This window comes from Aeromonas sp. S41-2 (genome assembly GCF_027705845.1).
GTDB classification, from domain to species: domain Bacteria; phylum Pseudomonadota; class Gammaproteobacteria; order Enterobacterales; family Aeromonadaceae; genus Aeromonas; species Aeromonas hydrophila.
Genome location: NZ_JAPDCG010000004.1, coordinates 1 through 23,231, shown reverse-complemented (window position 1 = coordinate 23,231; position 23,231 = coordinate 1). Strand labels below are relative to the sequence as shown.

The following is a 23,231-nucleotide window of genomic DNA, read 5'->3' as shown; positions in this document are numbered from 1 at the left end:
AGACGTTTTTTGTTTTGTGTGCAAGTCTTTTTTGAACGAGCATTCAACATGGGTTGGTGTTGCGGTCCCGCTGGGGTAAACTTGCCGCCCTCTTATTTCCCCTCGCCGGCCCCTGGCCGGTGAATCCGCTTTTTCAACGGAGAAACCATGCGCAGCGCCGAGTTCAACCGGGACGACGTCTTGCGAAATGCCATGGAGGCATTTCGGGCCAAGGGTTACGCCAAGACCACCATGCAGGAGCTGGTGGCGGCGACCGGGTTGCATCCGGGCAGCCTCTATGCGGCGTTTGGCAACAAGCGCGGCCTGCTGCTGGCGGCAGTCGATCACTATGTGCAGGAGAAGAGCGCCCTGCGGCGCAGCTGCTTCGCCGCCGCGAGCCCGCTGGCGGGGGTGCAGGCTTATCTCGAGCAGGTGGTGAACGACGCCCTCTGCGGCACCTGTCTGGTGACCCGCACCCTGATGGAGCTGGCGGAGCAGGACGAAGAGCTGCACCTGAAGCTCAAGGCCATCTATGCCGAGCTGGATGCTGATCTGGCGGCGGTGCTGAGCCTGGCCCTCGAGCGCGGCGAGCTGGCGGCCGGGCGTGACATCCCGACCCTGACCGCCTTTTTGCTCATCAACATCCAGGGCCTGGTCACCTTTGCCCAGTGCCGCCCCGAGCCCGCCCTGCTGGGCGGCGTGGTCACCCAGTTGATGACGGCCCTGCGGGCGTAATGCCCCGCCCAGAAACAACCATGGCTCCCGCGGGAGCCATGGTTGTTTCTGGGGAGGTCACACGCCGCCAAGTTGCTTGCTCCCTTCTTCCCTCGCGGGAGAAGGGTTGGGGATGAGGGGGAGGTCACACGCCGTCGGGTTATTCAGGATTCACCAGCTCTTTAATCAGATGCTTGAGCCACACCAGGGCTGGTTGTTGCGCATGCACCGGGTGCCAGACGCAGTTGAGGTGATAATCGGGCACGTCTTCGGGCAGCGGCAGGCTTTTCAGCGGCCAGTGGCTGGCGAGCAGCTCGGCCACCATGCTGGGCAGCACCAGCAGATGATCGCTCTGGCTGACGATGGCGGCGGCGGACATATAGCTCTGGCTGTTGACCGAGATGGTGCGACTGAAGCCCAGCGTCTTCAGATAGCGATCCAGGCTCGCCTCCGAGGTGCCAAGGGGCGAGTGGAATACGTGGGGCATCTCGATCAACTGCGCCAAGCTGATGCGCTCGCCCTGCAGCGCCGGCTCATTCCTACTCTCTGCGAGCGCCGGAGCGGCCATCGGCAGATCGGCGCGCACCAGTCCGGCCAGCGGTTCGGTGAGCCAGGTCTCCTTGCCGAGATACCCCGGCACCTGCATGTATTCGTCAAAGCCGAGCACCAGGTCTATCTCGCCACTCGCCAGCTCGGCTTCGGGCAGGGTGTCGCGCAAGATGCGGATCTCGATGGTGACTGCGGGCGCCAGCCGTTTGAGGCGCTGGATAAGCGGCGGGATCAGCACGCACTCCACGTAATCCGTGGTGCAGAGCACGAAGCGGCGTTTCGACTGGCTCGGCTCGAACACCTCCTCGTCGCAGAGCTGCTGCTCCAGCAGCCGCAGCGCCTGCTGCACGCCAAGATGCAGCCGCTGGGCGCGCGGGGTTGGCAGCATTCCCTGCGGGGTGCGCACCAGCAGCGGATCGCCAAAGAAGGTGCGCAGGCGATTGAGCGCATGGCTCATGGCGGGCTGGCTGATAAAGAGCGTTTCGGCGGCGCGGGTGACGCTGCCCTGCGCCATCAGGGCGTCAAACGCGAGCAGCAGGTTGAGGTCGAGCTGGTGCAGTTTCATCAAGATTATTTGCCAGGCTTATGGGACAATCCATCCTATTCATTTGATGGATGTGAGCGCAACTTCTTACACTGCGACCACTGTTATTTTTCCAGGATCCCCGCGCCGCGTTTTCACGCCTGCGGGGTCTCAATCCATGCAAGGAGCCTTGCGATGAGCATCAAGACCATGAACACCACGCCGGCCGCTGACGGCTTCACCATGCCCGCCGAGTGGGCACACCAGCAGGCCGTCTGGATGATCTGGCCGTTTCGCCCGGACAACTGGCGTGAGGCCGGTCGCTTCGCGCAAGCCACCTTCGCCAAGGTGGCGGATGCCATTGGGCAAGCCACCCCGGTCTTTATGGGGGTGCCGGCCCAGTTTATGGCGCAGGCTCGCGCCATCATGCCCAGCCATGTCACCCTGGTCGAGATGAACAGCGATGACTGCTGGGCCCGCGACAGCGGCCCCACCATCGTCACCAACGCAGCCGGCGAGTGCCGTGGGGTGGATTGGGGCTTCAACGCCTGGGGCGGCCACAAGGGCGGTCTCTACTACCCGTGGGATCAAGACGAGCAAGTGGCGGCCCAGATGCTGGCACAGCACGGCATGGCCCGTTACGATGCGCCGCTCATTCTGGAAGGGGGCTCCATCCACGTCGACGGCGAAGGCACCTGCCTGACCACCGCCGAGTGCCTGCTCAACGAAAACCGCAACCCGCACCTGAGCAAAGCGCAGATCGAAGCTCACCTGCGCGACTATCTGGGTGTGCAGAGCTTTATCTGGCTGGACGAAGGCGTCTACATGGACGAGACCGACGGCCACATCGACAACATGTGCTGCTTCGTGCGTCCGGGTGAAGTGGCCCTGCACTGGACTGATGACCAGAACGATCCCCAGTACGAGCGCTCCGTGGCCGCCCTCAAGGTGCTGGAAGCAGCGGTCGACGCCAAGGGTCGCAAGCTGAAAGTGTGGAAGCTGCCCCAGCCGGGCCCGCTCTACTGCACCCAGGAAGAGTCTGCCGGCGTCGAGAGCGGTACCGGTGTGCCGCGCGAGGCAGAAGGTCGTCTGGCCGGTTCCTACGTGAACTTCCTCATCACCAACGATCGCATCGTCTACCCGCTGCTGGATGCCGCTACCGACGGCGAAGCCCAGCGCATTCTGGAAGAGATCTTCCCGGATCACACAGTCGTCGGCGTGCCGGCCCGCGAGATCCTGCTGGGCGGTGGCAATATCCACTGCATCACTCAGCAAATCCCTTCTGGGAAATAAGCAGCAGGCTCGACTAACTCGACAAAACCCCACATCGTGGGGTTTTGTCTCTTGATATACGGGGGTCGGGAGCTGTAGCGGCTGCGACCACCCTGAAGCGATTAGCTGCGATATTGCCGCGTTAGCCGATATCGCACACCGTCACCCTTTACAGGAGATCCCCATGATCGAAGTGACCGAGGTTTCCATTGCCGAGCTGCGCGGTGCGCTCGAATCAGGCCGCACCACTGCGGTCGAACTGGTCAAGGCCTATCTGGCCCGGATCAAGGCCTACAACGGCCCCGAGACACAAACCCGCCTCAACGCCCTGGTGGTGCCCAATCCCGATGCACTGAAAGAGGCGCAAGCGTCTGATGCGCGCCGCGCCCGTGGTGAAACTCTGGGGCCGCTTGACGGCATCCCTTATACCGCCAAAGACAGCTACCTGGTCAAGGGGCTGACCGCAGCCTCCGGCAGCCCGGCTTTCAAGGATCTGGTGGCCCAGCGCGATGCCTTCACCGTTGAGCGGCTGCGCGCCGCCGGTGCCATCTGCCTTGGCAAAACCAATATGCCGCCGATGGCCAATGGCGGCATGCAGCGCGGCGTCTACGGCCGTGCTGAGAGCCCCTACAACGCCGACTACCTGACCGCGCCGTTTGCCTCCGGCTCCTCCAATGGCGCCGGTACTGCCACCGCCGCCAGCTTCTCCGCCTTTGGTCTCGCCGAAGAGACCTGGTCGAGCGGCCGTGGCCCGGCCTCCAACAACGGCCTGTGTGCCTACACCCCGTCCCGTGGCGTCATCTCGGTGCGCGGCAACTGGCCGCTGACCCCGACCATGGATGTGGTGGTGCCTTATGCCCGCACCATGGCCGATCTGCTGGAAGTGCTCGATGTGGTGGTCGCCGACGATAGCGATCCCCGTGGCGATCTGTGGCGCTTGCAGCCCTGGGTCAAGATCCCCAAGGCTTCCGAAGTGCGTCCGGCGTCCTATCTGGAGCTGGCCGCCAAGGCCGATGCCCTCAAGGGCAAGCGCCTCGGCGTGCCGCGCATGTTTATCAACAAGGATGAACTGGCCGGCACCAGCGAGCACCCCGGCATCGGCGGCCCGACCGGCCAGCGCATCCATACCCGCGAGGCCGTGATCGCCCTGTGGGAACAGGCCCGTCAGGCGCTGGAAGCCGCTGGTGCGGAAGTCATCGAAGTGGACTTCCCGCTGGTCTCCAACTGCGAAGGGGACAGACCCGGCGCGCCGACCGTGTTCAATCGCGGCATCGTGAGCCCGGAGTTTCTCAACGACGAGCTGTGGGAGCTGTCCGGCTGGGCGTTCGACGACTTCCTGCGCGCCAACGGCGACCCCAAGTTGAATAAGCTTGAGGATGTCGATGGCCCCCAGATCTTCCCCCATGATCCGGGCACCCTGCCGAACCGCGAGGGCGATCTGGCGGCGGGCATGGACGAGTACGTCAATATGGCCAAGCGTGGCCTCAAGCGCTTTGACGAGATTGCCTCGGTGCCAGACGGCCTGCGCGGTCTGGAAAAGACCCGCAAGCTGGACTTGGAGGACTGGATGGACGGGCTCAAGCTCGACGCCGTGCTGTTCCCCACCGTCGCCGACGTCGCCCCGGCTGATGCGGATGTGAATCCGGCCTCCGCCGATATCGCCTGGAGCAATGGCATCTGGGTTGCCAACGGCAACCTCGCCATTCGCCATCTAGGCGTGCCGACCGTCACCGTCCCCATGGGTGTCATGGCCGATATCGGCATGCCGGTGGGCCTGACCTTCGCCGGTCGCGCCTATGACGACAACAAGCTGCTGCGCTTTGCCTCGGCCTTCGAGTCCACCGGTAGCAAGCGCCAGGTGCCGCCACGGACACCACCGTTGGTTTGATTGCTGTTGTGAGTTAAATATTCTGACGTGTCCGATGATGATCGGTTTAAACACCCACCTGTATTACAAGTGGGTGTTTTTTATCATCTTAAAATAAATTTATTAATAGATGGTATGAAGGTTTAAAACATAACCATTGGATGCAGTTTTACATGTTTTTCATTCATGTTTTTCATAAAATCAGTCTGAGCTTGAAACTCCAAAAAGTCATTTTCTGTAAAGCTGTTTTTACCTCTGTTGAACTTATGCTCTATAGAAGAGAGTAGTATGGATTCATTTAAAAAGCAGAATCTATCTGACATAAGGTGCCGATATGAAAAAAGAGCTTCTGCGGAGAAGAATGCTTTTAACGCTTTGGAAGTGCACTCATTCTTTCCAATTAGGCATGATGAAAATATGATTACTTTTCCATGGTTTTTTTCTGGGATGAAAGTATCTGTATTTTTATCAAGGCAATCTCCATTTGAAAAATAGAAGCCATTTTCATTACCATGCCCTGAAAATATAATAATATCCTCTTTGATTTTTTTTGAGAAAAAATACTTAAGGTCGTTCAATGAATGGATCCGCTCATAATTAAAGTTCCACCCTGCTGATTTACAAAATGGTTTCCAAAAATCAGCTGAGTTTCTTGAAACCATATCTCTTGTATTTTTACCATCTAAAACAGTATCGAAAACACGAACTCCGTTGAACATATTAATACTCCACTTAAGATAAACAGGGCTGCACCATCAAAGTTGACTTAGTCTACTGCCTGATGAGTCTCGTATGAAGTCATGGAGTGTGCTGAACTTCGCAGAAATAAGGTTATGAACCCAATAGTTAAGAGTATTCGGACGATCGCGGTAAACGGACGATTACGCTGCGCTAATCGTCCCTACAGCAAGGCGCTGATTGCATGTTTTGACCATTTACCTCTTTCCACCCCCCGCACTGCCAATCGCCATCTTTGTCGTGGTTCGCTGCCGATTTTCCCTGATATTTCTGAATTCCACCTGACTTCCCCCAGACTTCACCTTCTCTTCACACAAGCCCATTTTCCCTTCACAAATCCCCCGTATTTTCTGCCCACTGATAAATGGGCTCGGCTTGTCACAGGGGTGGCGAGGGGCCGGTTGGTTCGAGGGAGCAAGATGATGAAAGGTTGGATGAAGTGCGGGTTGGCCGGCGCCGTGGTGCTGATGGCGAGTTTTTGGGGTGGCAGCGTGCGGGCGGCGGGGATGTCGCTGACGCAGGTGAGCGGCCCGGTTTATGTGGTGGAGGACAACTACTACGTCAAAGAGAACTCCATGGTCTATTTCGGGGCCAAGGGGGTGACTGTGGTGGGGGCGACCTGGACGCCGGATACCGCCCGAGAGCTGCACAAGCTGATCAAACGGGTCAGCCGCAAGCCGGTGCTGGAGGTGATCAACACCAACTACCACACCGACCGGGCCGGCGGTAACGCCTACTGGAAGTCCATCGGTGCCAAGGTGGTATCGACCAGCCAGACCCGGGATCTGATGAAGAGCGACTGGGCCGAGATTGTCGCCTTTACCCGCAAGGGGTTGCCGGAGTACCCGGACTTGCCGCTGGTGCTGCCCAACGTGGTGCACGAGGGCGACTTCACGCTGCAAGAGGGCAAGCTGCGCGCCTTCTACGCGGGCCCGGCCCACACGCCGGACGGCATCTTTGTCTACTTCCCCGACGAGCAGGTGCTCTATGGCAACTGCATCCTCAAGGAGAAGCTGGGCAACCTGAGCTTTGCCGATGTGAAGGCCTATCCGCAGACGCTTGAGCGACTGAAAGCGATGAAGCTGCCGATCAAGACGGTGGTGGGTGGTCACGACTCGCCGCTGCACGGCCCGGAGCTGATTGGTCACTACGAGGAGCTGATCAAGGCCGTACCCCAGTCATAAGCCGGCGCGGCGGCAGCCGGAGGATGCGCTGGACACACTAAAGAAGGCGCCCGGTCGGGCATTGCTGGCAGGGGGACACCCTTGCCCCCCTGTTTCGGGCTGTTCAAGGGCGGCCCCCTTTCATAAGATGGGCCTCTCTTCACGCAGTTAGCGGGCCTTTCGTGATGCACGCAATTCAAGACGAACAACCCGATTCACTTGGCCGCCTCAAGCAGGCTTTCATCACCGGCATGTGGGCGTCGCTGGCCAGCATCGTCATCGGCTTCGCCTTCAAGGTGTGGCTGGCGCAGTGGGTGGCCAAGGGGGATCTGGCGCTGTTCAACAGCGTGGTGGATTTGATCTCCCTCTCCTTGATCCTGATGACCGGCTTTCGCTCCTCCATGGTGGTGAGGGCCGTAGGTTCGAATAGCGAAGCGTATTCGGACGATCGCGAAAGTAAGGGTGTTGAGGTGACGCTGATGTTCAGCGAAAGTAAGGGTGTTGAGGTGACGCTGATGTTCAGGGTTTCCTGCTTCTCTTGCTATCAGGCTATTCGCGGTAAACGGACGATTACGCTGCGCTAATCGACCCTACATGATGTGGCATATTGTTACCTCCCCCTCATCCCCAGCCCTTCTCCCGCAAGGGGAGAAGGGGGCAAATAGGCTCCGCTGATTGTGCTTTAACGTGCGAGGTTCGGGTGGGGATTTGGAATTGGCACAGGCCATCCCCTCTCCCTCGGGAGAGGGCTAGGGTGAGGGGCTGCTATCTGTGTTGTCGTTTCGTTTTGAGCCTTTACCTCCCTCCACTTCCCGCACCGTCGATCGCCATATTGGTCGTGGCTCGCTGCCGACCCCCCCTGATTTTTCTGACTTCCCCCTGACTTCACTCAGACTTCACACAATCTCATTTTCCCCTCACAAATCCCCCGTATCTTTTGCCCACTGCTTAAAAGGTCCGGCTTGCCACAGGGGTGGCGAGGGGGCGGTTGGTTCGAGGGAGCAAGATGATGAAAGGTTGGATAAAGTGCGGATTGGCCGGCGCCGTGGTGCTGATGGCGAGTTTTTGGGGTGGCAGCGTGCGGGCGGCGGGGATGTCGCTGACGCAGGTGAGCGGCCCGGTTTATGTGGTGGAGGACAACTACTACGTCAAAGAGAACTCCATGGTCTATTTCGGGGCCAAGGGGGTGACTGTGGTGGGGGCGACCTGGACGCCGGATACCGCCCGAGAGCTGCACAAGCTGATCAAACGGGTCAGCCGCAAGCCGGTGCTGGAGGTGATCAACACCAACTACCACACCGACCGGGCTGGCGGTAACGCCTACTGGAAGTCCATCGGTGCCAAGGTGGTGTCGACCCGCCAGACCCGGGATCTGATGAAGAACGACTGGGCCGAGATTGTCGCCTTTACCCGCAAGGGGCTGCCGGATTACCCGGACTTGCCGCTGGTGCTGCCCAACGTGGTGCACGATGGCGACTTCACCCTGCAAGAGGGCAAGCTGCGCGCCTTCTACGCGGGCCCGGCCCATACCCCGGACGGCATCTTTGTCTACTTCCCCGACCAGCAGGTGCTCTATGGCAACTGCATCCTCAAGGAGAAGCTGGGCAACCTCAGCTTTGCCGATGTGAAGGCCTATCCGCAGACACTTGAGCGGCTGAAAGCGATGAAGCTGCCGATCAAGACGGTGGTGGGCGGTCACGACTCGCCGCTGCACGGGCCAGAGCTTATCGATCACTACGAGGCGCTGATCAAGGCAGTACCCCAGTCATAAGTCGCCCGGCGGCAGCCAGATGATGCGCTGGATGCATTAAAAGAGACGCCCGGTCGGGCGTTTCTGGCAGGGGATCGCCCTTGCCCCCTGTTTCGGGCTGTTCAAGGGCGGCCCCCTTTCATAAGATGGGCCTCTCTTCACGCAGTTAGCGGGCCTTTCGTGATGCACGCAATTCAAGACGAACAACCCGATTCACTTGGCCGCCTCAAGCAGGCTTTCATCACCGGCATGTGGGCGTCGCTGGCCAGCATCGTCATCGGCTTCGCCTTCAAGGTGTGGCTGGCGCAGTGGGTGGCCAAGGGGGATCTGGCGCTGTTCAACAGCGTGGTGGATTTGATCTCCCTCTCCTTGATCCTGATGACCGGCTTTCGCTCCTCCATGGTGGTGAGCTACTCCCAGACCAAAAACGATCGGGACATCATCAATATCTTCCGCTACTTCCTCATCGGCATGGTGCTGCTCACTTGGGGGTTGGTGATCCCCTACATCAAGCACGGGCTCCATATCCGGGCCGAATATCTGCAACTGGTGGGGGTCATCTTCGGGCTGGGGCTCAAGGTCTACTTCACCAATCTGGTGGCCATGTACCGGATGTACGGGATCTCCAACCGGGTGACCTGGCTGGATCCGCTGGCCAACGGTCTGTTGTTTATGGCCTGCTACTTTGGGCTCGGGATGGCTGCGCTCCCTTCGCTCTTCTACGGGCTGACCTTCTCCTCGCTCGGCATCGCCGGCTACATGTATCTGCACCGGCGCCGGGCCATCGCCACCCGGCCGCTGGCCAAGGTCGAGCTTGGCCCCGAGATGCGCAGCTATGTGAAGAAGAGCTTTACCGCGTCCCTAGAGGCGGGGGCCAGCATCCTGATGATCTACATCACGGTACTGCTCACCATTCGCCACTTCAGCCTCGACGAGCTGGGGGATTTTCAGGTGGTGGTGCGCCCTATTTTTACCTACATGACCACCCTGTTCGTCTTCCCCATCTACCGCTTCGTGCTGCCTGAACTGGCAGTCAATCTGCGCAGCGGCGATCATCGCCAGATAAGGCTTATCCGCCGCTGGATCTTTCGCCTCAGCGCCATCGTCAGCCTGGTGTTCTTTCTGGTGATGCTGCTGGCGGGCAAGCCGCTGGTGTCGCTGCTGTTCCCGGCCGACTATCTGGGGGCCGTGCCGGTGCTGCTGCACTTCTCCCTCTTCTTCATCTTCATGATGCTCAACGGTTACCAGCTCGCCTACATCAAGGCCCACGGCCACTTTACCCAGAGTCTGCTGATCCGGGCGGTGGGCATAGTCGCGCTGGTGGCGGCCTACTACCTGGTGGCTCGCTTCACCACCAACGTGGTGGCCATTATCGTGGCGCTGGGTCTCGGCTATCTGGTGATGTTCGTGCTCTCCACCCTGGCCGAGCAGCGCATCCTGCGGGCCCTGCCGCCTGTGTTGGCCAGTAACGGGTAGCCGCCGGCCGGCAAATAAAAAACGCCCGGTCGGGCGTTTTTTATTTGGGGATTAACAGCGCTGGGCTAATGATTTTTGGACATGTTGCCAGTCATTGAGTAGCAAGCTGCGATTTTCCGGCTTTCTGTTCACAAACATGGGGCTTGGGTGGGGGCTGGTAAATATGTTGAGTTGCGGCGCAACGGCTCTGATATGTTTTTCCACTTTCTGCGCTTTTTTGCCGACCAGCACTACGGCTTGAAGGCAAGGCAGTAGTGTAAGCAGTTGGGCCAGTGAATCTATGCCTTGGCGTATGTCCTTTGTGTTGGCTGCCCGGATACGCTGGCCCGAGCCTATATACCAAGGGACGGTATTCCAGAGCAGAATGCGTCGACGGTCTAGATCGATGGCATGTGTCATTTCAAAGATATTCTTGGCTGTTTCATCCGAATTGTTCATGGATATAAAGCCGGAATTCTTTGCCTTGGGGCCAGGTGCTTCCAGTAAAAAAAGTACCTCCGCCTGCACTCCGGCATCCCAGGGGTCAAAGTAGGGAATGGCTGCCTCGGCGCCCATCTTTTCTCGCAGATCCCTGACAAATTGGGTGAGTGCACGTATGTGCGGCTCCTCCAATTGTGCCATCCGCGCCTTTATCGCCGCGTCATCTGCCAACATCTTGGCTATGTCCATCCCATCCCCCTGGATTATTCGATGATGTCAGCGTTTCCCACTGCGACTGACCTTTCCAGCCAGAGCCTGTTTTCTGGCACGCTGCTTCTGGGCTGCCTTGCTGCTGCGGCGTGGCTCGGGCTCGAAGCGGGTCAGATCCGGCTCAAAGCCCGGGAACCACTGCTGGGGCAAGCGGGTGTCGAGCACCGCCTCCACCTTCTCCAGCAGCGGCGCATCTTCCGGGCTGAACAAGGTGATGGCGAGCCCGTTGTTGCCGGCGCGACCGGTGCGACCGATACGGTGCACGTAATCCTCCGCCACAAACGGGAATTCCATATTGATCACGTAGTTGAGATCCGTGATATCTAGGCCGCGGGCCGCCACGTCGGTGGCCACCAGCGCCTGCAGGGTGCCGGCGCGAAACTCCAGCAGCACCTTCTCCCGCGCCCCTTGTGACAGGTCACCGTGGAAGGCCAGCGCGTTGATGCCGGCCTTGCCGAGCTGCTGGGCCAGTTTGTCGGCCCCCTGGCGGGTGCGGCTGAAGATCAGGGCTGGCGCCCAGCCCTTTACTTTCAGCATGTGTTCGACCAGCGCCAGCTTGCGATCGCTGTCCACGGTATAGACCCGCTGCTCCACCTCGGCCGCCGTGGTGTTGCGCGGGGCTACTTCGATAAGTGCCGGGTCACGCAATAGCACCTTACTCAAGGCAAACAGGTTGTCATCGCAGGTGGCCGAAAAGAGCAAGGTCTGGCGATCGGCCGGGATCTGTTTCAGCAGTGCCTTGATCTCGTCCATAAAGCCCATGTCGAGCATCCGATCCGCCTCGTCAAACACCAGATGGCGCAGCGCCGCCAGACTCAGCGCCCCCTGCCGCAGATGGTCGAGCAGCCGGCCCGGGGTGGCGATCAGGATATCCACCCCGGCTTTCAGCGCCTCCACCTGCGCCGCGATACTCACCCCGCCGTAGACCAGCGTGCTGGTGAGGTCGGTGCCCTTGGCGTAGCGCGTGACGCTCTCATGCACTTGTACCGCCAGCTCGCGGGTCGGCACCAGTACCAGGGCGCGGATGGGGCGGGGGGCATCGTTCGTCGGGTTTTGCAGCAACTGCTCCAGCAGCGGCAGCACGAAGGCGGCGGTCTTGCCGGTGCCGGTCTGGGCGCCCGCCATCAGATCGCGCCCCGCCAGAATGACCGGGATGGCGCTGACCTGCACCAGGGTCGGCGCGGCGTAGCCAAGCTCGGTCAGGGTCTGCTGCAAGCGGGGGGATAGCGCCAGATCGGCGAAGGAGGCAATGGACATAAGGGTACCCGTCGGGATGGGCGCGGCCACGCCGCGCTGGAAACAGTCTTGATGGCCGGCATGGTAACAGATGCGGGGCTACGGGCAGAAGGCGCCGCCGGCTCAGCGGCAGTGAAACACCTCCTCCAGCGCGTCTACCACGGCGCGCACCCGGCTGGCTTTTTGCAAGTCGGGGTGTAGCACCAGCCAGATGTCGACCGGATCGCACAGGGTGGGCAGCACGCGCACCAGTTCCGGCTCCTTGTCCGCCAGAAAGGTGGAGAGCAGGGCGATGCCGAGCCCCTGACGGGCCGCCGCCAGCAACAGCAGCTGGGCGTTGCACTGCAGCACCACATTGGGCTCGTGCAGCGGCTCCCCGCACAGGCTGTGCCAGTGGCGGGAGACCAGCTCTCTGGCAAACAGCAGCAGGGCGTGCTGGCTGAGAGCGTGGCCGCTCTTGGGCGTGCCGTGGCGGGCCAGATAGTCGCGAGAGGCATAGAGCCCCATCTCTATGGTGGTGAGGCGCTTGATCACCAGCTCGTCGTTGTCCGGACGCAGCCCGCGGATGGCGAGATCGGCCTCCCGGTAGGCGATGTCGCTGACGCTGACCGCGGTTTGCAGGCTGAGCCGGATGCCGGGGTGGCGCTCGCGCAGCAGGGTGAGGGCGGGCAGCACGAAGGCCTGGGCCAGGGTGTCGGTGGTGGCGATGCGCACCTCGCCACACAGGCTCTGATCGCCGGCGCTCGCCTTGCGTTCGATGGCCTTGATGGCTTGCTCCATGGCGCTGGCATCCGCCAGCATGGCTTCGCCGAGGGGGCTGAGGTCATAGAGCTTGGGGGTACGGATAAAGAGCTTGGAGCCGAGGTTCTGCTCCAGCGCCGTGATGCGTCGCCCCACGGTGGCCTGATCGACCCCCAGTACGCCGGCGGCGCCGCGCAGGGTGCCCTGCCGTGCCAGTGCCAGAAAAAACCGCGCGTCGTCCCAGTTGATCATCGAGCCTCCCACTCAAAGTGCCCCGGCGGGGCGTGCCCATTAGAAGCCAGTGCCGGCGGGATCACAAGGCGAGAGTGCCCTTGTCGACATGCAGATAGATGTCACTGACATGCATTATTGAAGCAGGCTGATGCATTTGTGTCGCTGTCGAGGGGCTGCGGCGGGCGCTATCATGACGCCTCTCGTCAGCGGCCTTGCCCGCCCTCATCGGAGCCTTGCATGTCATCATCCCTCTGTGCCGCCGCCCCCTCTGCGGCGGCCACCTCCCATCGCGCCATCCTGCTGTTTCTGCCGCTGGCGCTGATGTCGGCGCTGCTCAACAGCAGCGTGCCCACCCCCCTCTATCCCCACTATCAGCAGGTGCTGGCCCTGAGCGATGTCAGCCTCACCCTCATCTATGGCGGCTATGCGGGCGGGGTACTGATCTCCCTGTTCGGGGTGGGCAATCTGGCGGGCAGGGTGAGCGATCTGCGCGCCATGATCCTGCCGGCCCTGCTGGCGGTACTGGGGGGCGCCTTGCTGTTCTCCCTCGCGGACTCCTTCTGGTCGCTGTTGCTGGCGCGGGTGCTGGCCGGGATCGGCACCGGCGCCCTGACCGGCGCCGCCAACGTGGCTCTGCTGCGCTTTGGCCCGCGCGATGGCGGCAAGCGGGCCGCCCTCAGCGCGACCCTCTCCTTCACCGCCGGGCTGGCGCTCGGCCCGGTGTTCAGCGGGTTGGCGTTGCAGCTGGAGTTCTATCCGACCCAACTGCCCTTCCTGCTCATCATGGGGCTGGCGGCCTGCGCCATGGTGGGGGTGGCGTTGAGCTGGCCCGCCCGCGTGCAAGGGACGCCGGCTGCGGCAACGCAGCAGGGCAGGGGATCGCTGGGGGAGGGGCTCAAGGCCACCGGGGCGGCCTTCTTTATTTGTGCACTGGCGCTGTTTACCGCCTGGGCGGTGGCGGCCAGCCTGCTGGCCATCGGTCCCAAGGTGGCGAGCCAGCTGCTGGGGCTGCGGGATCTCGGCCTGTTCGGCTATCTCATCGCGGCCTACATGGTGCTCTCCGGCCTCTGCCAGCTCTGGGCACGTCGGCTCGATGCCCGTCACACCCTGCAAAGCGGCGCCCTGGCGCTGGCGCTCTGCATGCTGCTGTTTGCCGGCGCCGTGCATGCCCAGTCGTGGTGGCTGGCGGTGCTCGGCTTGCTGGTGGCCGGTTACGCCCAGGGCGCGGTGTTCGTCGGCAGTGCGACCCTGGTCAACCGCATCGCGCCGGCTGCCAGCCACGCCCGGCTGGTGTCGCTCTTCTACGTGATCGCCTATGTGGCGAACTGGGTGCCGGTGCTGCTGGGCTGGGTCAGCGATGGGGCCGGCGTGCAGGCGGCGGTGGATCTGCTCACCGTCGGCAGCGTGCTGATCAGCCTGGGGCTGGCCTGGGCGGCCTGGCGCACCCGCTTCGAGCCGGCTGCCGGCTAGCGTGACTCAGTCGGCCAGCACTACTCGCTCGGCCGACAGATGGTGCATCCATTCGCGCAGGATCAAGAGGGCGGCGGCAAAGCGCCGGGTCTTGGGCAGGCTAGTGTGACTCAGTCGGCCAGCACCACCCGCTTGGCCGACAGAGGGTGCATCCATTCGCGCAGGTTCAAGAGGGCGGCGGCAAAGCGCCGGGTCTTGGGCAGTCTAGTGTGATTCAGTCGGCCAGCACCACCCGCTCGGCCGACAGATGGTGCATCCATTCACGCAGGATCAAGAGGGCGGCGGCAAAGCGCCGGGTCTTGGGGAGGTTGGCGGCGGCCAGCGGGTCACCCTCCACCATGGCGGCAAACTGGCCGAACAGCTGCTCCAGGCTCTCCCGGCTCAGTTCACGGCTGCCGAGCACCTCGGCCAGTGGCAGCGGCGCCTGCAGGGTCACCACCTCATGGGGCGGTACCTCGGCGGCCAGTGGCATCAGCACGTCCTCCACCACCATGATGGCCTGCTCCAGCTCCAGCGCGCTCGGTGGATCCCGGCGAAACGGGCCCGGCGTCATGGCTTCGAGGCCGAAGCCCAAGTCGCGGGTAAAGCGGGTGCCGTCGGCCCGGGTCAGCTGCAGCTGGCTGCTGTGCTCCCCCAGGCTGAGCAGGATGGCGGTCTGGTTGCGGGTCATGGGATCTCCTTGTGGCGGTCGCGGCTCAGCCCTATCCATACACCCGCCGCGACCTGCTGGCGAGGGCTTTCGGTGCCCCCATCCGGGGAATACGGCTTGCAATATGCAGAAGTGATGGCATTCTGGATGTCTAGATGGTTGTCTTGTCGTTACCTTCAGGAGTTCAGATATGGATATTCGTACCGCCCCCCGCGCACTTGCGCTCGCCCTGTTGCTGGCCAGCAGCCTTGCCACCGCCAACGAGGCATTGGTGATCCAGACCGACTTCGGTCTCAAGGATGGCGCAGTCTCGGCCATGAAGGGGGTCGCCTTCGGGGTGGACCGCACCCTGCCGCTCTATGACCTGACCCACGAGATCCCGGCCTACAACATCTGGGAAGCCTCCTACCGCCTCTATCAGACCCTGCAGTACTGGCCCAAGGGGACAGTGTTCGTCAGCGTGGTGGATCCGGGGGTCGGCACCGATCGCAAGTCGGTGGTGCTCAAGACCAAGAGTGGCCACTACATCGTCAGCCCGGACAACGGCACCCTGACCCTGGTGGCCGAACACTTCGGCATCGATACCGTGCGCCAGATTGACGAGAAGACCAACCGCCTCAAGGGCTCCGAGAAGTCCTACACCTTCCACGGCCGCGACGTCTACGCCTACACCGGCGCCCGGCTCGCCTCCGGTGCCATCAGCTACGAGCAGGTGGGCCCGAAACTGCCTGCCGAGGTGGTGAAGATCCCCTATCAGCCGGCAGTGGCCGAGCAGGACGGTACCCTCAAGGGCACCATTCCGATCCTGGACGTGCAGTACGGCAACGTCTGGACCAACATCGACGACAGCCTGCTGACCAAGGCGGGGATCAACAAGGGTGACAACGCCTGCATCAAGATCAGCGAAGGGGATGCACTGAAATACGAGGGCAAGGCCCCCTATGTCAGCAGCTTTGGCGATGTGCCGGAAGGCCAGCCGCTGGTCTACCTCAACAGCCTGCTGCAGGTGTCAGTGGCGCTGAACATGGACAGCTTCGCCGCCAAGCATCAGGTGCAATCCGGCGCCAACTGGCATATCAGCCTGAAGAAGTGCTCCTGATAGCGAGCCGAGGTCGCCGGTTGACCGGTACACGGAGATAAAGAGGGCAGGCATCGACGGATGCCTGCCCTCTTGTCATGGCGCCCGCGACAGCGTGGTTGTTGTCAAAACACATATTTGCAAGGTGATATTGATAATGATTGTCATTTGGCTGGATGATCGCCGACTCCTCAGACCACTCACCCTTTTGCGCGATGAAAACCAGCCTCTTACTGGTCAGCCTGCTGATCCTGACCGCCTGCAATGACAACCATAGCCAGGCGCCCGTTCCCTCTGTGCCGGTGGTGACACCGCCCGTGGTAGAGCCGCCGGTGGAACCTCCGGTGGTGACGCCACCCACAGAGCCGCCGATTGAGCCGGTACCGACCCATACCCGCAGCGAGTTGACCGTGCGGCTCGATGTGACGACCCGCCTGAGGCAGGGGGCCACCCTGCTGCTGCGCCAGGCCGCTACCGGCATCGCGGTGAGCGGAGAGGTGAGGGAGGAGCGTCCCCTGGTCATGACGCTGCCGGCCGGTTTGTTGCTGGATCAGCCGCTGGAGCTGGTGGGGAGCGATGGCAGCTATATTCTGCGCACCGCGACGGCCCGGGTGGCCGATCTCGGCGCCACGGCCTTGTCGGCCCGGCGCGCTGACGCACCTTCCTTGCGACTGGATGAAGAGGAGACGGCACTGTTCCTGCTGGCCGACCGCAATGGGAACGGCACCCTCGATCAGGGCGAGTGGGGGCAGCTGGCACAGATCCGTCTGCAACAGCAGCCGCTCATTCAGGACTATGCAACCCTGTTGCTGGCCCAGCGTCAGCCGGGAGCCGAGCTCAACTATCCGGACAGCTGGCAGATGCTGCTGGCCCTGCGTGCCGATCAGGGGGAGCGCAGCTGGTATCGGCGCAGCAACAGCGGCCCCATCGAGGCGGCGAGGGGGCTGCTCTATCCCGCCCAACCCAGCCAGCCCGACGAGCCGGAGACGGCCGACCTGATGCGTCTTGATGAGCAGGGCCGGCTGACGAGCGGCGCTGACTGGCGTTGCCTGCACGATGTGCGCAGCCTCGCCGGGGTCAAAGGCAGCCAGTATTGGCTGCACGCCAGCGGCAGCAGTGCGTTGCCGCAGGCCAGCCGTGCCGGGCTGGGGGTGATGCCAACCGGCTGCGGACGCAGTGACTGGCGACTGCCTGGCCTGGCCGAATTCGAACGGCTGCTGGCGGCGGACAAGCAGAGTTGGCGCTACCCCCACACCTTTGCCCTGGCTGTGCCGACCCGGATCTGGCTGCAGGACGGCGCCGGCCACCCCGCTCTTTACCAGCCCGCCACGGGCAGCTGGCTCGAGGAGGGAGAGGGCAGCGTGCTCTGGTATGCGCTGGCGCCCTATCCGGTACGCCCTTCAGTCATCCGTGACGACAGCATGCCCGACATGGCCGCCTTGCGCGCCCAATATGCCGGCCCTGCCGCCCAATGGCCGGCGGCCAGAGTTGATGAGGGGGTCGAGTGGCAGGAGCTGGGGCCGCTGCCGGCGGTGCCCTTCCCGGCTGACAACCCTTACCGCCGGGCCAAGGTGGTGCTGGGTCAGCAACTGTTCTTCGACAAGCGGCTCTCCCGGGCGCAAGACATCAGCTGTGCCAGCTGCCACGATCCGCAAAAAGGGTGGAGCGACGGGCTGAGCGTCTCGGTGGGCCACCAGGGGCAGAAGGGGACCCGCAATGCCCCCTCCATCCTCAACAGTGCCTTCAGCAGCAGCCAGTTCTGGGATGGCCGGGTCGGTTCTCTTGAGGAGCAGTCCCTGCACCCCATCCAGAACCCGGTGGAGATGGCACTGGATCACGACGAACTGCTGGCGCGTCTGCAGGCCAGCCACGACTACCCGGCGGCCTTTGCCACGGCGTTCGGTGACGAGGGGATCAGCCTGGAGCGGATTGCCAAGGCGATCGCCACCTTCGAGCGCACCATCATCAGCCGCGACAGCGACTTCGAGCGCTTCGTTCAAGGGGACGGGCAGGCCCTGAGCGACAAGGCGCTGTGGGGGATGCATCTCTATCGCACCGATGGCCGCTGCATGAACTGCCACTCCGGGCCGTTGCTGAGCCAGTACCGGTTCGAGAGCGTGGGGCTGGCCTACTATGGCCGCAATCTGGAAGACCGTGGCCGCTTCTTGCAGACCCGCCAAAAGGCAGACATGGGGCGCTTCAAGACCCCCAGCCTGCGGGACGTGGCGTTTACCGCTCCTTATATGCACAACGGGGTCTTCCCCATCCTGGCGCAGCGCATCGGCAGTTCCGTGCAGGGGGTGGTGGCCATGTACAACTTCGGGGTGACCAAGTGGAGCCGCGGGGTGGGCTTCCCGACCGGGGTGGCGCAGTACGATCCCTTCTTCCCGCAAGCCTCCGATCACCTGCATGCGCTCGGTCTCTCCAACGACGAGCTGGATGCCATCGGCGAGTTTCTGCGCAGCGTGTCTGCCGAGCCGAGGCGCACTCCGGCCACGGTTACCGAGCTCGGATTGAGCGGGGTGGTTGACGAGGCGCCGGTGCCTGCCATCGTGATCGATCTGCAGGTGACGCCGGCAGCGCCCCGGCTGGAAGTGGGCCAGGCGCTGGCTCTGCAGGCCGAGCTGCGGCTCAGTGATGGCTCGCGCAATCCGGCGCAGGGCCCCTTGCAGTGGCGCAGCATGACGCCGGAGCAGGTCAGCGTCGACGGCGATGGGGTGCTCCACGCTCTGGCGGTGGGGCCTGCCCGGGTGCAGGTGAGCACGAGCGAGCGGATGCTGGAACTGGCGGTGCAGGTGGTGGATGCCCAGCCTGATTTCAGCCAGGGCTGCCGTCATCCCGAGCTGGCGGCGGGCGAGCTGATCTTCGTCTGTCCCCTGACTCGCGCGGAAGCGGACCGGCCGGCGCTGGTCTACGACGGCAGTGCCAGAGATGAAGATGGGGATTACAACCCCTTCCCCCACGACTATGTGGTGATGAATCAGGAACGGGCTCGCGACTACTGCCAGCAGCTGGTGGCGCGTGGCCACGATGATTGGCGCCTGCCGGCGGCCAGGGAGCTGACGGCGCTGTTTGCCGCCTATCATCAGCGCGGTGAGGAGCTGAAACTGCTGACGGAGCAGGGCTGGCCGCTCTACAGCCGGCTCTGGAGCAGCGATGCCCCCAACGACGACGGGGAGGCCCCCCTGCTCGATCCGGGCAGCGGCGAGCTCATCACGGATCTGCCACAAGAGGCTCACGGCGTCGCCTGCGTGCGGGCACGTTAAGGGACTCGAGTCATGATCTCGACAAGGGCGCTGCGGCGCCCTTGTTGTTGCTGGTCCTGCTGTGGGTTTTACTGCCCCTTGAGTGGGGCTGCGGCAGGTTGGAGCCGGATGGGCTGGGGCGGCAGCTCGCGGACGCTTACCACCACCTCATAGCGCTTGTCGGCTTCGGCCGGCGGAATGTTCTTGAACAGCGCCTGGGCCGTGGCCTGGGGATCCTGGCCCAGTTTGCTGGCGTGATAGAGGGGGGTGGGCAATGCCGGCGGGCGGGCGTCGGGACGACCGGCTGGCGGGGCTGGCAGTTCGCAGGCCAGGGTCGACAGGCTGGCAAGCAGCAGGGTGAGCGTGAGGGGGTAACGTGACATGGGGATGACTCCATCCAGGGAAGATGGCCCATCAAACGCCAGGCGGACCGCTAGCTCAACGGCTTTTACGCTCCCTTTTCACCCTCTTTACAGTCATGACAACGGGCGCCTGGGCGCCCGTTGTGGATCCTGGCAACCGCGGGACTCAGAACTCGTTGGAGAGCGCCTTGTACCCCTTGACCAGATCGATGTTGGTGTGGGCCACGTCCTCGGAGAACTCGGCGGCATCCACCGACACCCGCGGGATGTGGTCCAGATCGCTCTGCTGGTTGATGCGGGTGGTGGAGGGAACGTAGAACTCCGGCGGCAGATCGCAGCCATCCACCACCGAGTTGTGGCGCACCACGGCGCCGTCACCGATGTGGCAGTTGAACAGCACGCTGTTGAAGCCGATGAACACCCGGTTGCCCACTTCGCACGGCCCGTGGACTATGCTGCGGTGGGCGATGGAGGTGTACTCGCCGATGGTGACCGCAGCGCCGGACTTGGAGTGGATGACGACCCCGTCCTGAATGTTGGAGTTGGCGCCGATGACGATGGGCTCCATGTCGCCGCTGGCATCCACCTCGTCGGCGCGGATCACCGCATAGGGGCCGACAAACACGTTCTCCTTGATGATCACCTTGCCACAGATGATGGCTGTCTTGTCGATATAGGCTGACTCGTCGATGACCGGCAGATGGCCGGAGGGATTCTTGCGGATCATGTTACATCCTGTTGAAGAGGAAAGCGGACGGGAAGCAGGCCGGACGTGCGGGCCCGCCGGAGAGTCAGCTTACGCCTCGGTGCCGGGAGGGGAAACCCTTTACTGGTCTGACCCCGACATGGGCCGGCGCCCCGGCAGGGTGTTCCCGCTGGGCAAAATATGGGAGCATGGCCGTTCTCGAGGGCGAAACGGCTTACTCGACATTATGTGCATAACCCTGGATACCCAAGATGAAGAAGATTGTTGTGCTGCTCGGCATGCTGCTGGTCCCCTGGTTCTCCTCCGCCGTTCAGGCCAAAGGGGAGGCTGGTGAATTTGACTATTACGCCATGGCGCTCTCCTGGTCACCGGAGCATTGCGCCATCAAGCCGGCCGATCGGGACCAATGTTCCCGCCAGCTGGGATTCGTGCTGCACGGGCTCTGGCCCCAGTATCAGCGCGGTTACCCGAGCAGCTGTAGCCGCGAGCGGCTGGATCCGGCGATGGAGCAGCAGTTTGCCGGCCTCTATCCCAGCCGTTTTCTCTATCGCCATGAGTGGGAGAAGCACGGCACTTGCTCCGGCTTGAGCCAGCGCGGCTTTCATCAGCTGGCCAGCGACCTGCGCCAGAAAGTGAAGATCCCGGCCGCCTATCAGTCTCCCGCCGAGCCGCTGCGCAAGAGCCGTTTCCAGCTCAAGGCGGATCTGGCCAGTGCCAACGACTGGCTGGCTCCGGACAACATCACGGTGGCCTGCGCCGACGGTGGCCGCTTCCTGCGGGAGGTCTATATCTGCCTCAACAAGGAGGGGACGGCAGCCGTCACCTGTTCCGACGAGATGCAAAAGCGCGAGTTGCGCTCCTGCGGTCAGCCGGACTTCCTGCTGCGCAGCGTACGTTGACCACTTATCTTCATCAGGCCCCTCGCGGGCCTGATGTGCAATGAGGGTATGGGAAAGGAGTCTGATCAATGAAGAGCAAGCAAGGATTTTCGGGCGAGGAGCGGGCGCTGCTGCTCGGCGTGAAAGGGGTGGGGCCCACCGTCATCGGGCGGCTTGAACAGCTTGGCTACCACAATCTGGCGCAATTGGCCGCGGCCGACACCGGCCATATCGTGCAACTGGTGGCCAGCATGCTGGGCTCGACCTGCTGGCAGAACAGCCCGCAGGCCCGGGCGGCCATTGATGGGGCCATCGCGCTGGCGCGCAGCCAGGTCGGTGGCGTCACTCCCGAGCGGCAAGAGGCGACATCATGACGCTGTTTGCCGAACTGGGGCTGCGCTACCCCATCATTCAGGCCCCCATGGCCGGTGTGCAGGACAGCGCGCTGGCACTGGCCGTGACTCGGGCCGGCGCGCTGGGCTCATTGCCTGCGGCCATGCTGAGCCTCGCCACCTTGCGCGAAGAGCTGACCCGGCTGGCGGCGAGCGGGGAGGGGCCATTCAACATCAACTTCTTCTGCCATCGGCAGGAGGCGCCGGATCCCGCCGCCCAGGCCCGCTGGTTGCAGCGGCTGGCGCCCTACTATGACGAATACGGCGTGCGCGACACGGCCGGCGAGGCGGCTCCCAGCCGGGCACCGTTCAATGCCGAGCATGCCGCCATGGTGGCCGAGTTCAAACCGGCCGTGGTCAGTTTTCATTTCGGACTGCCCGAGCCCGAGTTGCTGGCCAGGGTGAAGGCCAGCGGGGCCAAGGTATTGGCCAGCGCCACCACGGTCGCTGAAGCCCGCTGGCTCGCCGACCATGGTGCCGATGCCATCATCGCCCAGGGGCTGGAGGCCGGTGGCCATCGCGGCCATTTCCTCGAGGACGATCTCAGCCTGCAGCAGGGCACCTTTAGCCTGTTGCCACAGATAGTAGAGGCGGTGAGGCTGCCGGTCATCGTCGCCGGCGGCATTGTCGATGGTGCAGGTATCCGCGCCGCACTGGCGTTGGGCGCCAGCGCCGTACAGATGGGCACCGCCTTTCTCTGTTGCCATGAGGCCACGACTTCGGCCCTGCACCGGGCGGCACTGCACTCGCCGGCAGGGCAACACACGGCGCTGACCAACCTGTTCAGTGGTCGCCCGGCTCGCGGCATCGTCAATCGCCTGATGCGAGAGCTGGGCCCGCTGTCTGAAGATGTGCCTGCATTTCCTTATGCCAGTGGCGCGCTGGCCGCACTGCGCAGTGCGGCCGAACAGCGGGGAGATGCTGGGTGTTCGCCGCTCTGGGCCGGCCAGAATGTCTCTGGTTGCCGTGACTGGCCGGCTGCCGAGCTGATCTCGCGCTGGGTAAAAGAAGCCGGGTTGGTTGCAGTTATGCCTATATAGGAAGTCAACGCGGGCGCTGGCTCAAGCGGGGGGATGGAAAATGGAGTAAAAGCAGACTCGGATCTCCCTGTTTTGCTCGTTATCTGTGGATAAGCTTGTATAAAAGCTGTGCTTGGATATGAATAACTAAAAAAGAGCAGTTTTTTGCAATTTTATTGCATTTTCCCCCTTGCCAGCGTGATCAATCTCTCTATAATGCGCCCCATCGACACGGCAAGCGGCAACGCAAACAGCCGGGTCGGTCGCCTCGAAAAGCCTTTGCAAATAAGGCTTGACTCGAGAAGGCGGTTGAGTAGAATGCCACTCCCGCAGCAGCCAAAAGCTGCGTCGCTCTTTAACAATTTGAATCAAGCAATCTGTGTGGGCACTCACAGCATCGAGCATCAAAAACAATTTTTGATATCAATGTCTGATGAAGTGACCAAAGCAACTTTTAGTTGCAGCAGTTAATTCAGCAATTCATTGAGCCGCCTTAACAG

21 protein-coding genes and 1 pseudogene are annotated in these 23,231 nt (G+C 62.4%); 13 read left to right on the top strand and 9 right to left on the bottom strand.

Annotated features, from left to right (window positions below; translation table 11 throughout):
* Positions 1-147 precede the first annotated feature (147 nt).
* On the top strand, positions 148-714 hold the full coding sequence (locus OKC44_RS10780; protein WP_270812788.1) for a TetR/AcrR family transcriptional regulator: 567 nt from the start codon (positions 148-150) through the stop codon (positions 712-714).
* A gap of 139 nt (positions 715-853) precedes the next feature.
* Here OKC44_RS10780 and OKC44_RS10775 read toward each other — a convergent pair whose 3' ends face one another.
* Positions 854-1,807 carry a LysR family transcriptional regulator gene (locus tag OKC44_RS10775; protein WP_270813195.1) on the bottom strand — a complete coding sequence of 318 codons (954 nt, stop codon included), beginning with the start codon at positions 1,805-1,807 and terminating at the stop codon, positions 854-856.
* Between the two features lie 153 nt (positions 1,808-1,960).
* Between OKC44_RS10775 and aguA the strand changes: the two genes are divergently transcribed.
* Together aguA and OKC44_RS10765 are read left to right on the top strand one after the other, a co-directional pair.
* Entirely contained in the window at positions 1,961-3,058 is a 1,098-nt protein-coding gene (gene aguA, locus OKC44_RS10770; protein ID WP_270812786.1) for an agmatine deiminase, read from the top strand.
* A gap of 163 nt (positions 3,059-3,221) precedes the next feature.
* Positions 3,222-4,925 carry an amidase gene (locus OKC44_RS10765; RefSeq protein ID WP_270812784.1) on the top strand — a complete coding sequence of 568 codons (1,704 nt, stop codon included), beginning with the start codon at positions 3,222-3,224 and terminating at the stop codon, positions 4,923-4,925.
* Between the two features lie 122 nt (positions 4,926-5,047).
* Here the strand turns inward: OKC44_RS10765 and OKC44_RS10760 are convergent, their stop codons facing one another.
* Complete coding sequence (locus tag OKC44_RS10760) at positions 5,048-5,623, bottom strand: hypothetical protein (RefSeq protein ID WP_240036352.1); 576 nt, start codon at positions 5,621-5,623, stop codon at positions 5,048-5,050.
* A gap of 438 nt (positions 5,624-6,061) precedes the next feature.
* Here OKC44_RS10760 and cphA (OKC44_RS10755) point away from each other — a divergent pair, with 438 nt between their 5' ends.
* The 4 genes and pseudogenes from cphA (OKC44_RS10755) (at position 6,062) to OKC44_RS10740 (ending at position 10,031) form a co-directional block, all read left to right on the top strand.
* Entirely contained in the window at positions 6,062-6,826 is a 765-nt protein-coding gene (cphA, locus tag OKC44_RS10755) for a CphA family subclass B2 metallo-beta-lactamase (RefSeq protein WP_270812779.1), read from the top strand.
* Between the two features lie 164 nt (positions 6,827-6,990).
* Positions 6,991-7,215: pseudogene (locus OKC44_RS10750) on the top strand (hypothetical protein); the annotation flags it as partial.
* Positions 7,216-7,811: 596 nt separating this feature from the next.
* Positions 7,812-8,576: a CphA family subclass B2 metallo-beta-lactamase gene (cphA, locus tag OKC44_RS10745; RefSeq protein ID WP_442865719.1), complete on the top strand. Its 765-nt coding sequence runs from the start codon at positions 7,812-7,814 to the stop codon at positions 8,574-8,576.
* A gap of 162 nt (positions 8,577-8,738) precedes the next feature.
* The gene (locus OKC44_RS10740; protein ID WP_270812776.1) at positions 8,739-10,031 is read left to right on the top strand and encodes a lipopolysaccharide biosynthesis protein; all 1,293 of its coding nucleotides are present in this window, start codon (positions 8,739-8,741) and stop codon (positions 10,029-10,031) included.
* A gap of 51 nt (positions 10,032-10,082) precedes the next feature.
* On the opposite strand, the gene OKC44_RS10735 is transcribed toward OKC44_RS10740, so the two are convergent.
* The 3 genes from OKC44_RS10735 to OKC44_RS10725 form a co-directional block, all read right to left on the bottom strand.
* Positions 10,083-10,700, bottom strand: coding sequence for a uracil-DNA glycosylase (locus OKC44_RS10735; protein ID WP_139706635.1), 618 nt, complete (start codon positions 10,698-10,700; stop codon positions 10,083-10,085).
* Between the two features lie 27 nt (positions 10,701-10,727).
* Positions 10,728-11,978 carry a DEAD/DEAH box helicase gene (locus tag OKC44_RS10730; protein ID WP_270812774.1) on the bottom strand — a complete coding sequence of 417 codons (1,251 nt, stop codon included), beginning with the start codon at positions 11,976-11,978 and terminating at the stop codon, positions 10,728-10,730.
* Between the two features lie 102 nt (positions 11,979-12,080).
* Positions 12,081-12,950 (bottom strand): LysR family transcriptional regulator, encoded by an 870-nt coding sequence (locus tag OKC44_RS10725; protein WP_017764057.1) that lies wholly within the window; start codon positions 12,948-12,950, stop codon positions 12,081-12,083.
* Positions 12,951-13,169: 219 nt separating this feature from the next.
* Here OKC44_RS10725 and OKC44_RS10720 point away from each other — a divergent pair, with 219 nt between their 5' ends.
* A complete protein-coding gene (locus tag OKC44_RS10720) occupies positions 13,170-14,402 on the top strand; it encodes an MFS transporter (protein ID WP_270812769.1) in 1,233 nt (410 codons plus the stop codon).
* A gap of 6 nt (positions 14,403-14,408) precedes the next feature.
* On the opposite strand, the gene OKC44_RS10715 is transcribed toward OKC44_RS10720, so the two are convergent.
* Positions 14,409-14,558, bottom strand: coding sequence for a hypothetical protein (locus tag OKC44_RS10715; protein ID WP_270812767.1), 150 nt, complete (start codon positions 14,556-14,558; stop codon positions 14,409-14,411).
* 58 nt (positions 14,559-14,616) lie between these two features.
* Positions 14,617-15,072, bottom strand: coding sequence for a hypothetical protein (locus OKC44_RS10710; protein ID WP_043172097.1), 456 nt, complete (start codon positions 15,070-15,072; stop codon positions 14,617-14,619).
* 169 nt (positions 15,073-15,241) lie between these two features.
* Between OKC44_RS10710 and OKC44_RS10705 the strand changes: the two genes are divergently transcribed.
* Entirely contained in the window at positions 15,242-16,150 is a 909-nt protein-coding gene (locus tag OKC44_RS10705) for an SAM hydrolase/SAM-dependent halogenase family protein (RefSeq protein ID WP_039216060.1), read from the top strand.
* Between the two features lie 194 nt (positions 16,151-16,344).
* The gene (locus OKC44_RS10700) at positions 16,345-19,395 is read left to right on the top strand and encodes a cytochrome c peroxidase (RefSeq protein WP_270812765.1); all 3,051 of its coding nucleotides are present in this window, start codon (positions 16,345-16,347) and stop codon (positions 19,393-19,395) included.
* A 68-nt stretch (positions 19,396-19,463) separates the two neighbouring features.
* Here OKC44_RS10700 and OKC44_RS10695 read toward each other — a convergent pair whose 3' ends face one another.
* Positions 19,464-19,757 carry a hypothetical protein gene (locus tag OKC44_RS10695; protein ID WP_270812763.1) on the bottom strand — a complete coding sequence of 98 codons (294 nt, stop codon included), beginning with the start codon at positions 19,755-19,757 and terminating at the stop codon, positions 19,464-19,466.
* A gap of 145 nt (positions 19,758-19,902) precedes the next feature.
* Positions 19,903-20,463, bottom strand: coding sequence for a carbonic anhydrase (locus tag OKC44_RS10690; RefSeq protein ID WP_005309014.1), 561 nt, complete (start codon positions 20,461-20,463; stop codon positions 19,903-19,905).
* Positions 20,464-20,693: 230 nt separating this feature from the next.
* Between OKC44_RS10690 and OKC44_RS10685 the strand changes: the two genes are divergently transcribed.
* The 3 genes from OKC44_RS10685 to OKC44_RS10675 all read left to right on the top strand — a co-directional run bounded on the left by OKC44_RS10685 (position 20,694) and on the right by OKC44_RS10675 (position 22,752).
* On the top strand, positions 20,694-21,341 hold the full coding sequence (locus tag OKC44_RS10685; RefSeq protein ID WP_270812761.1) for a ribonuclease T2 family protein: 648 nt from the start codon (positions 20,694-20,696) through the stop codon (positions 21,339-21,341).
* A 68-nt stretch (positions 21,342-21,409) separates the two neighbouring features.
* Positions 21,410-21,694 (top strand): hypothetical protein, encoded by a 285-nt coding sequence (locus tag OKC44_RS10680; RefSeq protein WP_010635070.1) that lies wholly within the window; start codon positions 21,410-21,412, stop codon positions 21,692-21,694.
* The gene (locus OKC44_RS10675) at positions 21,691-22,752 is read left to right on the top strand and encodes an NAD(P)H-dependent flavin oxidoreductase (protein WP_270812756.1); all 1,062 of its coding nucleotides are present in this window, start codon (positions 21,691-21,693) and stop codon (positions 22,750-22,752) included. The genes OKC44_RS10680 and OKC44_RS10675 overlap by 4 nt, the downstream gene beginning before the upstream one ends.
* Positions 22,753-23,231: the final 479 nt, after the last annotated feature.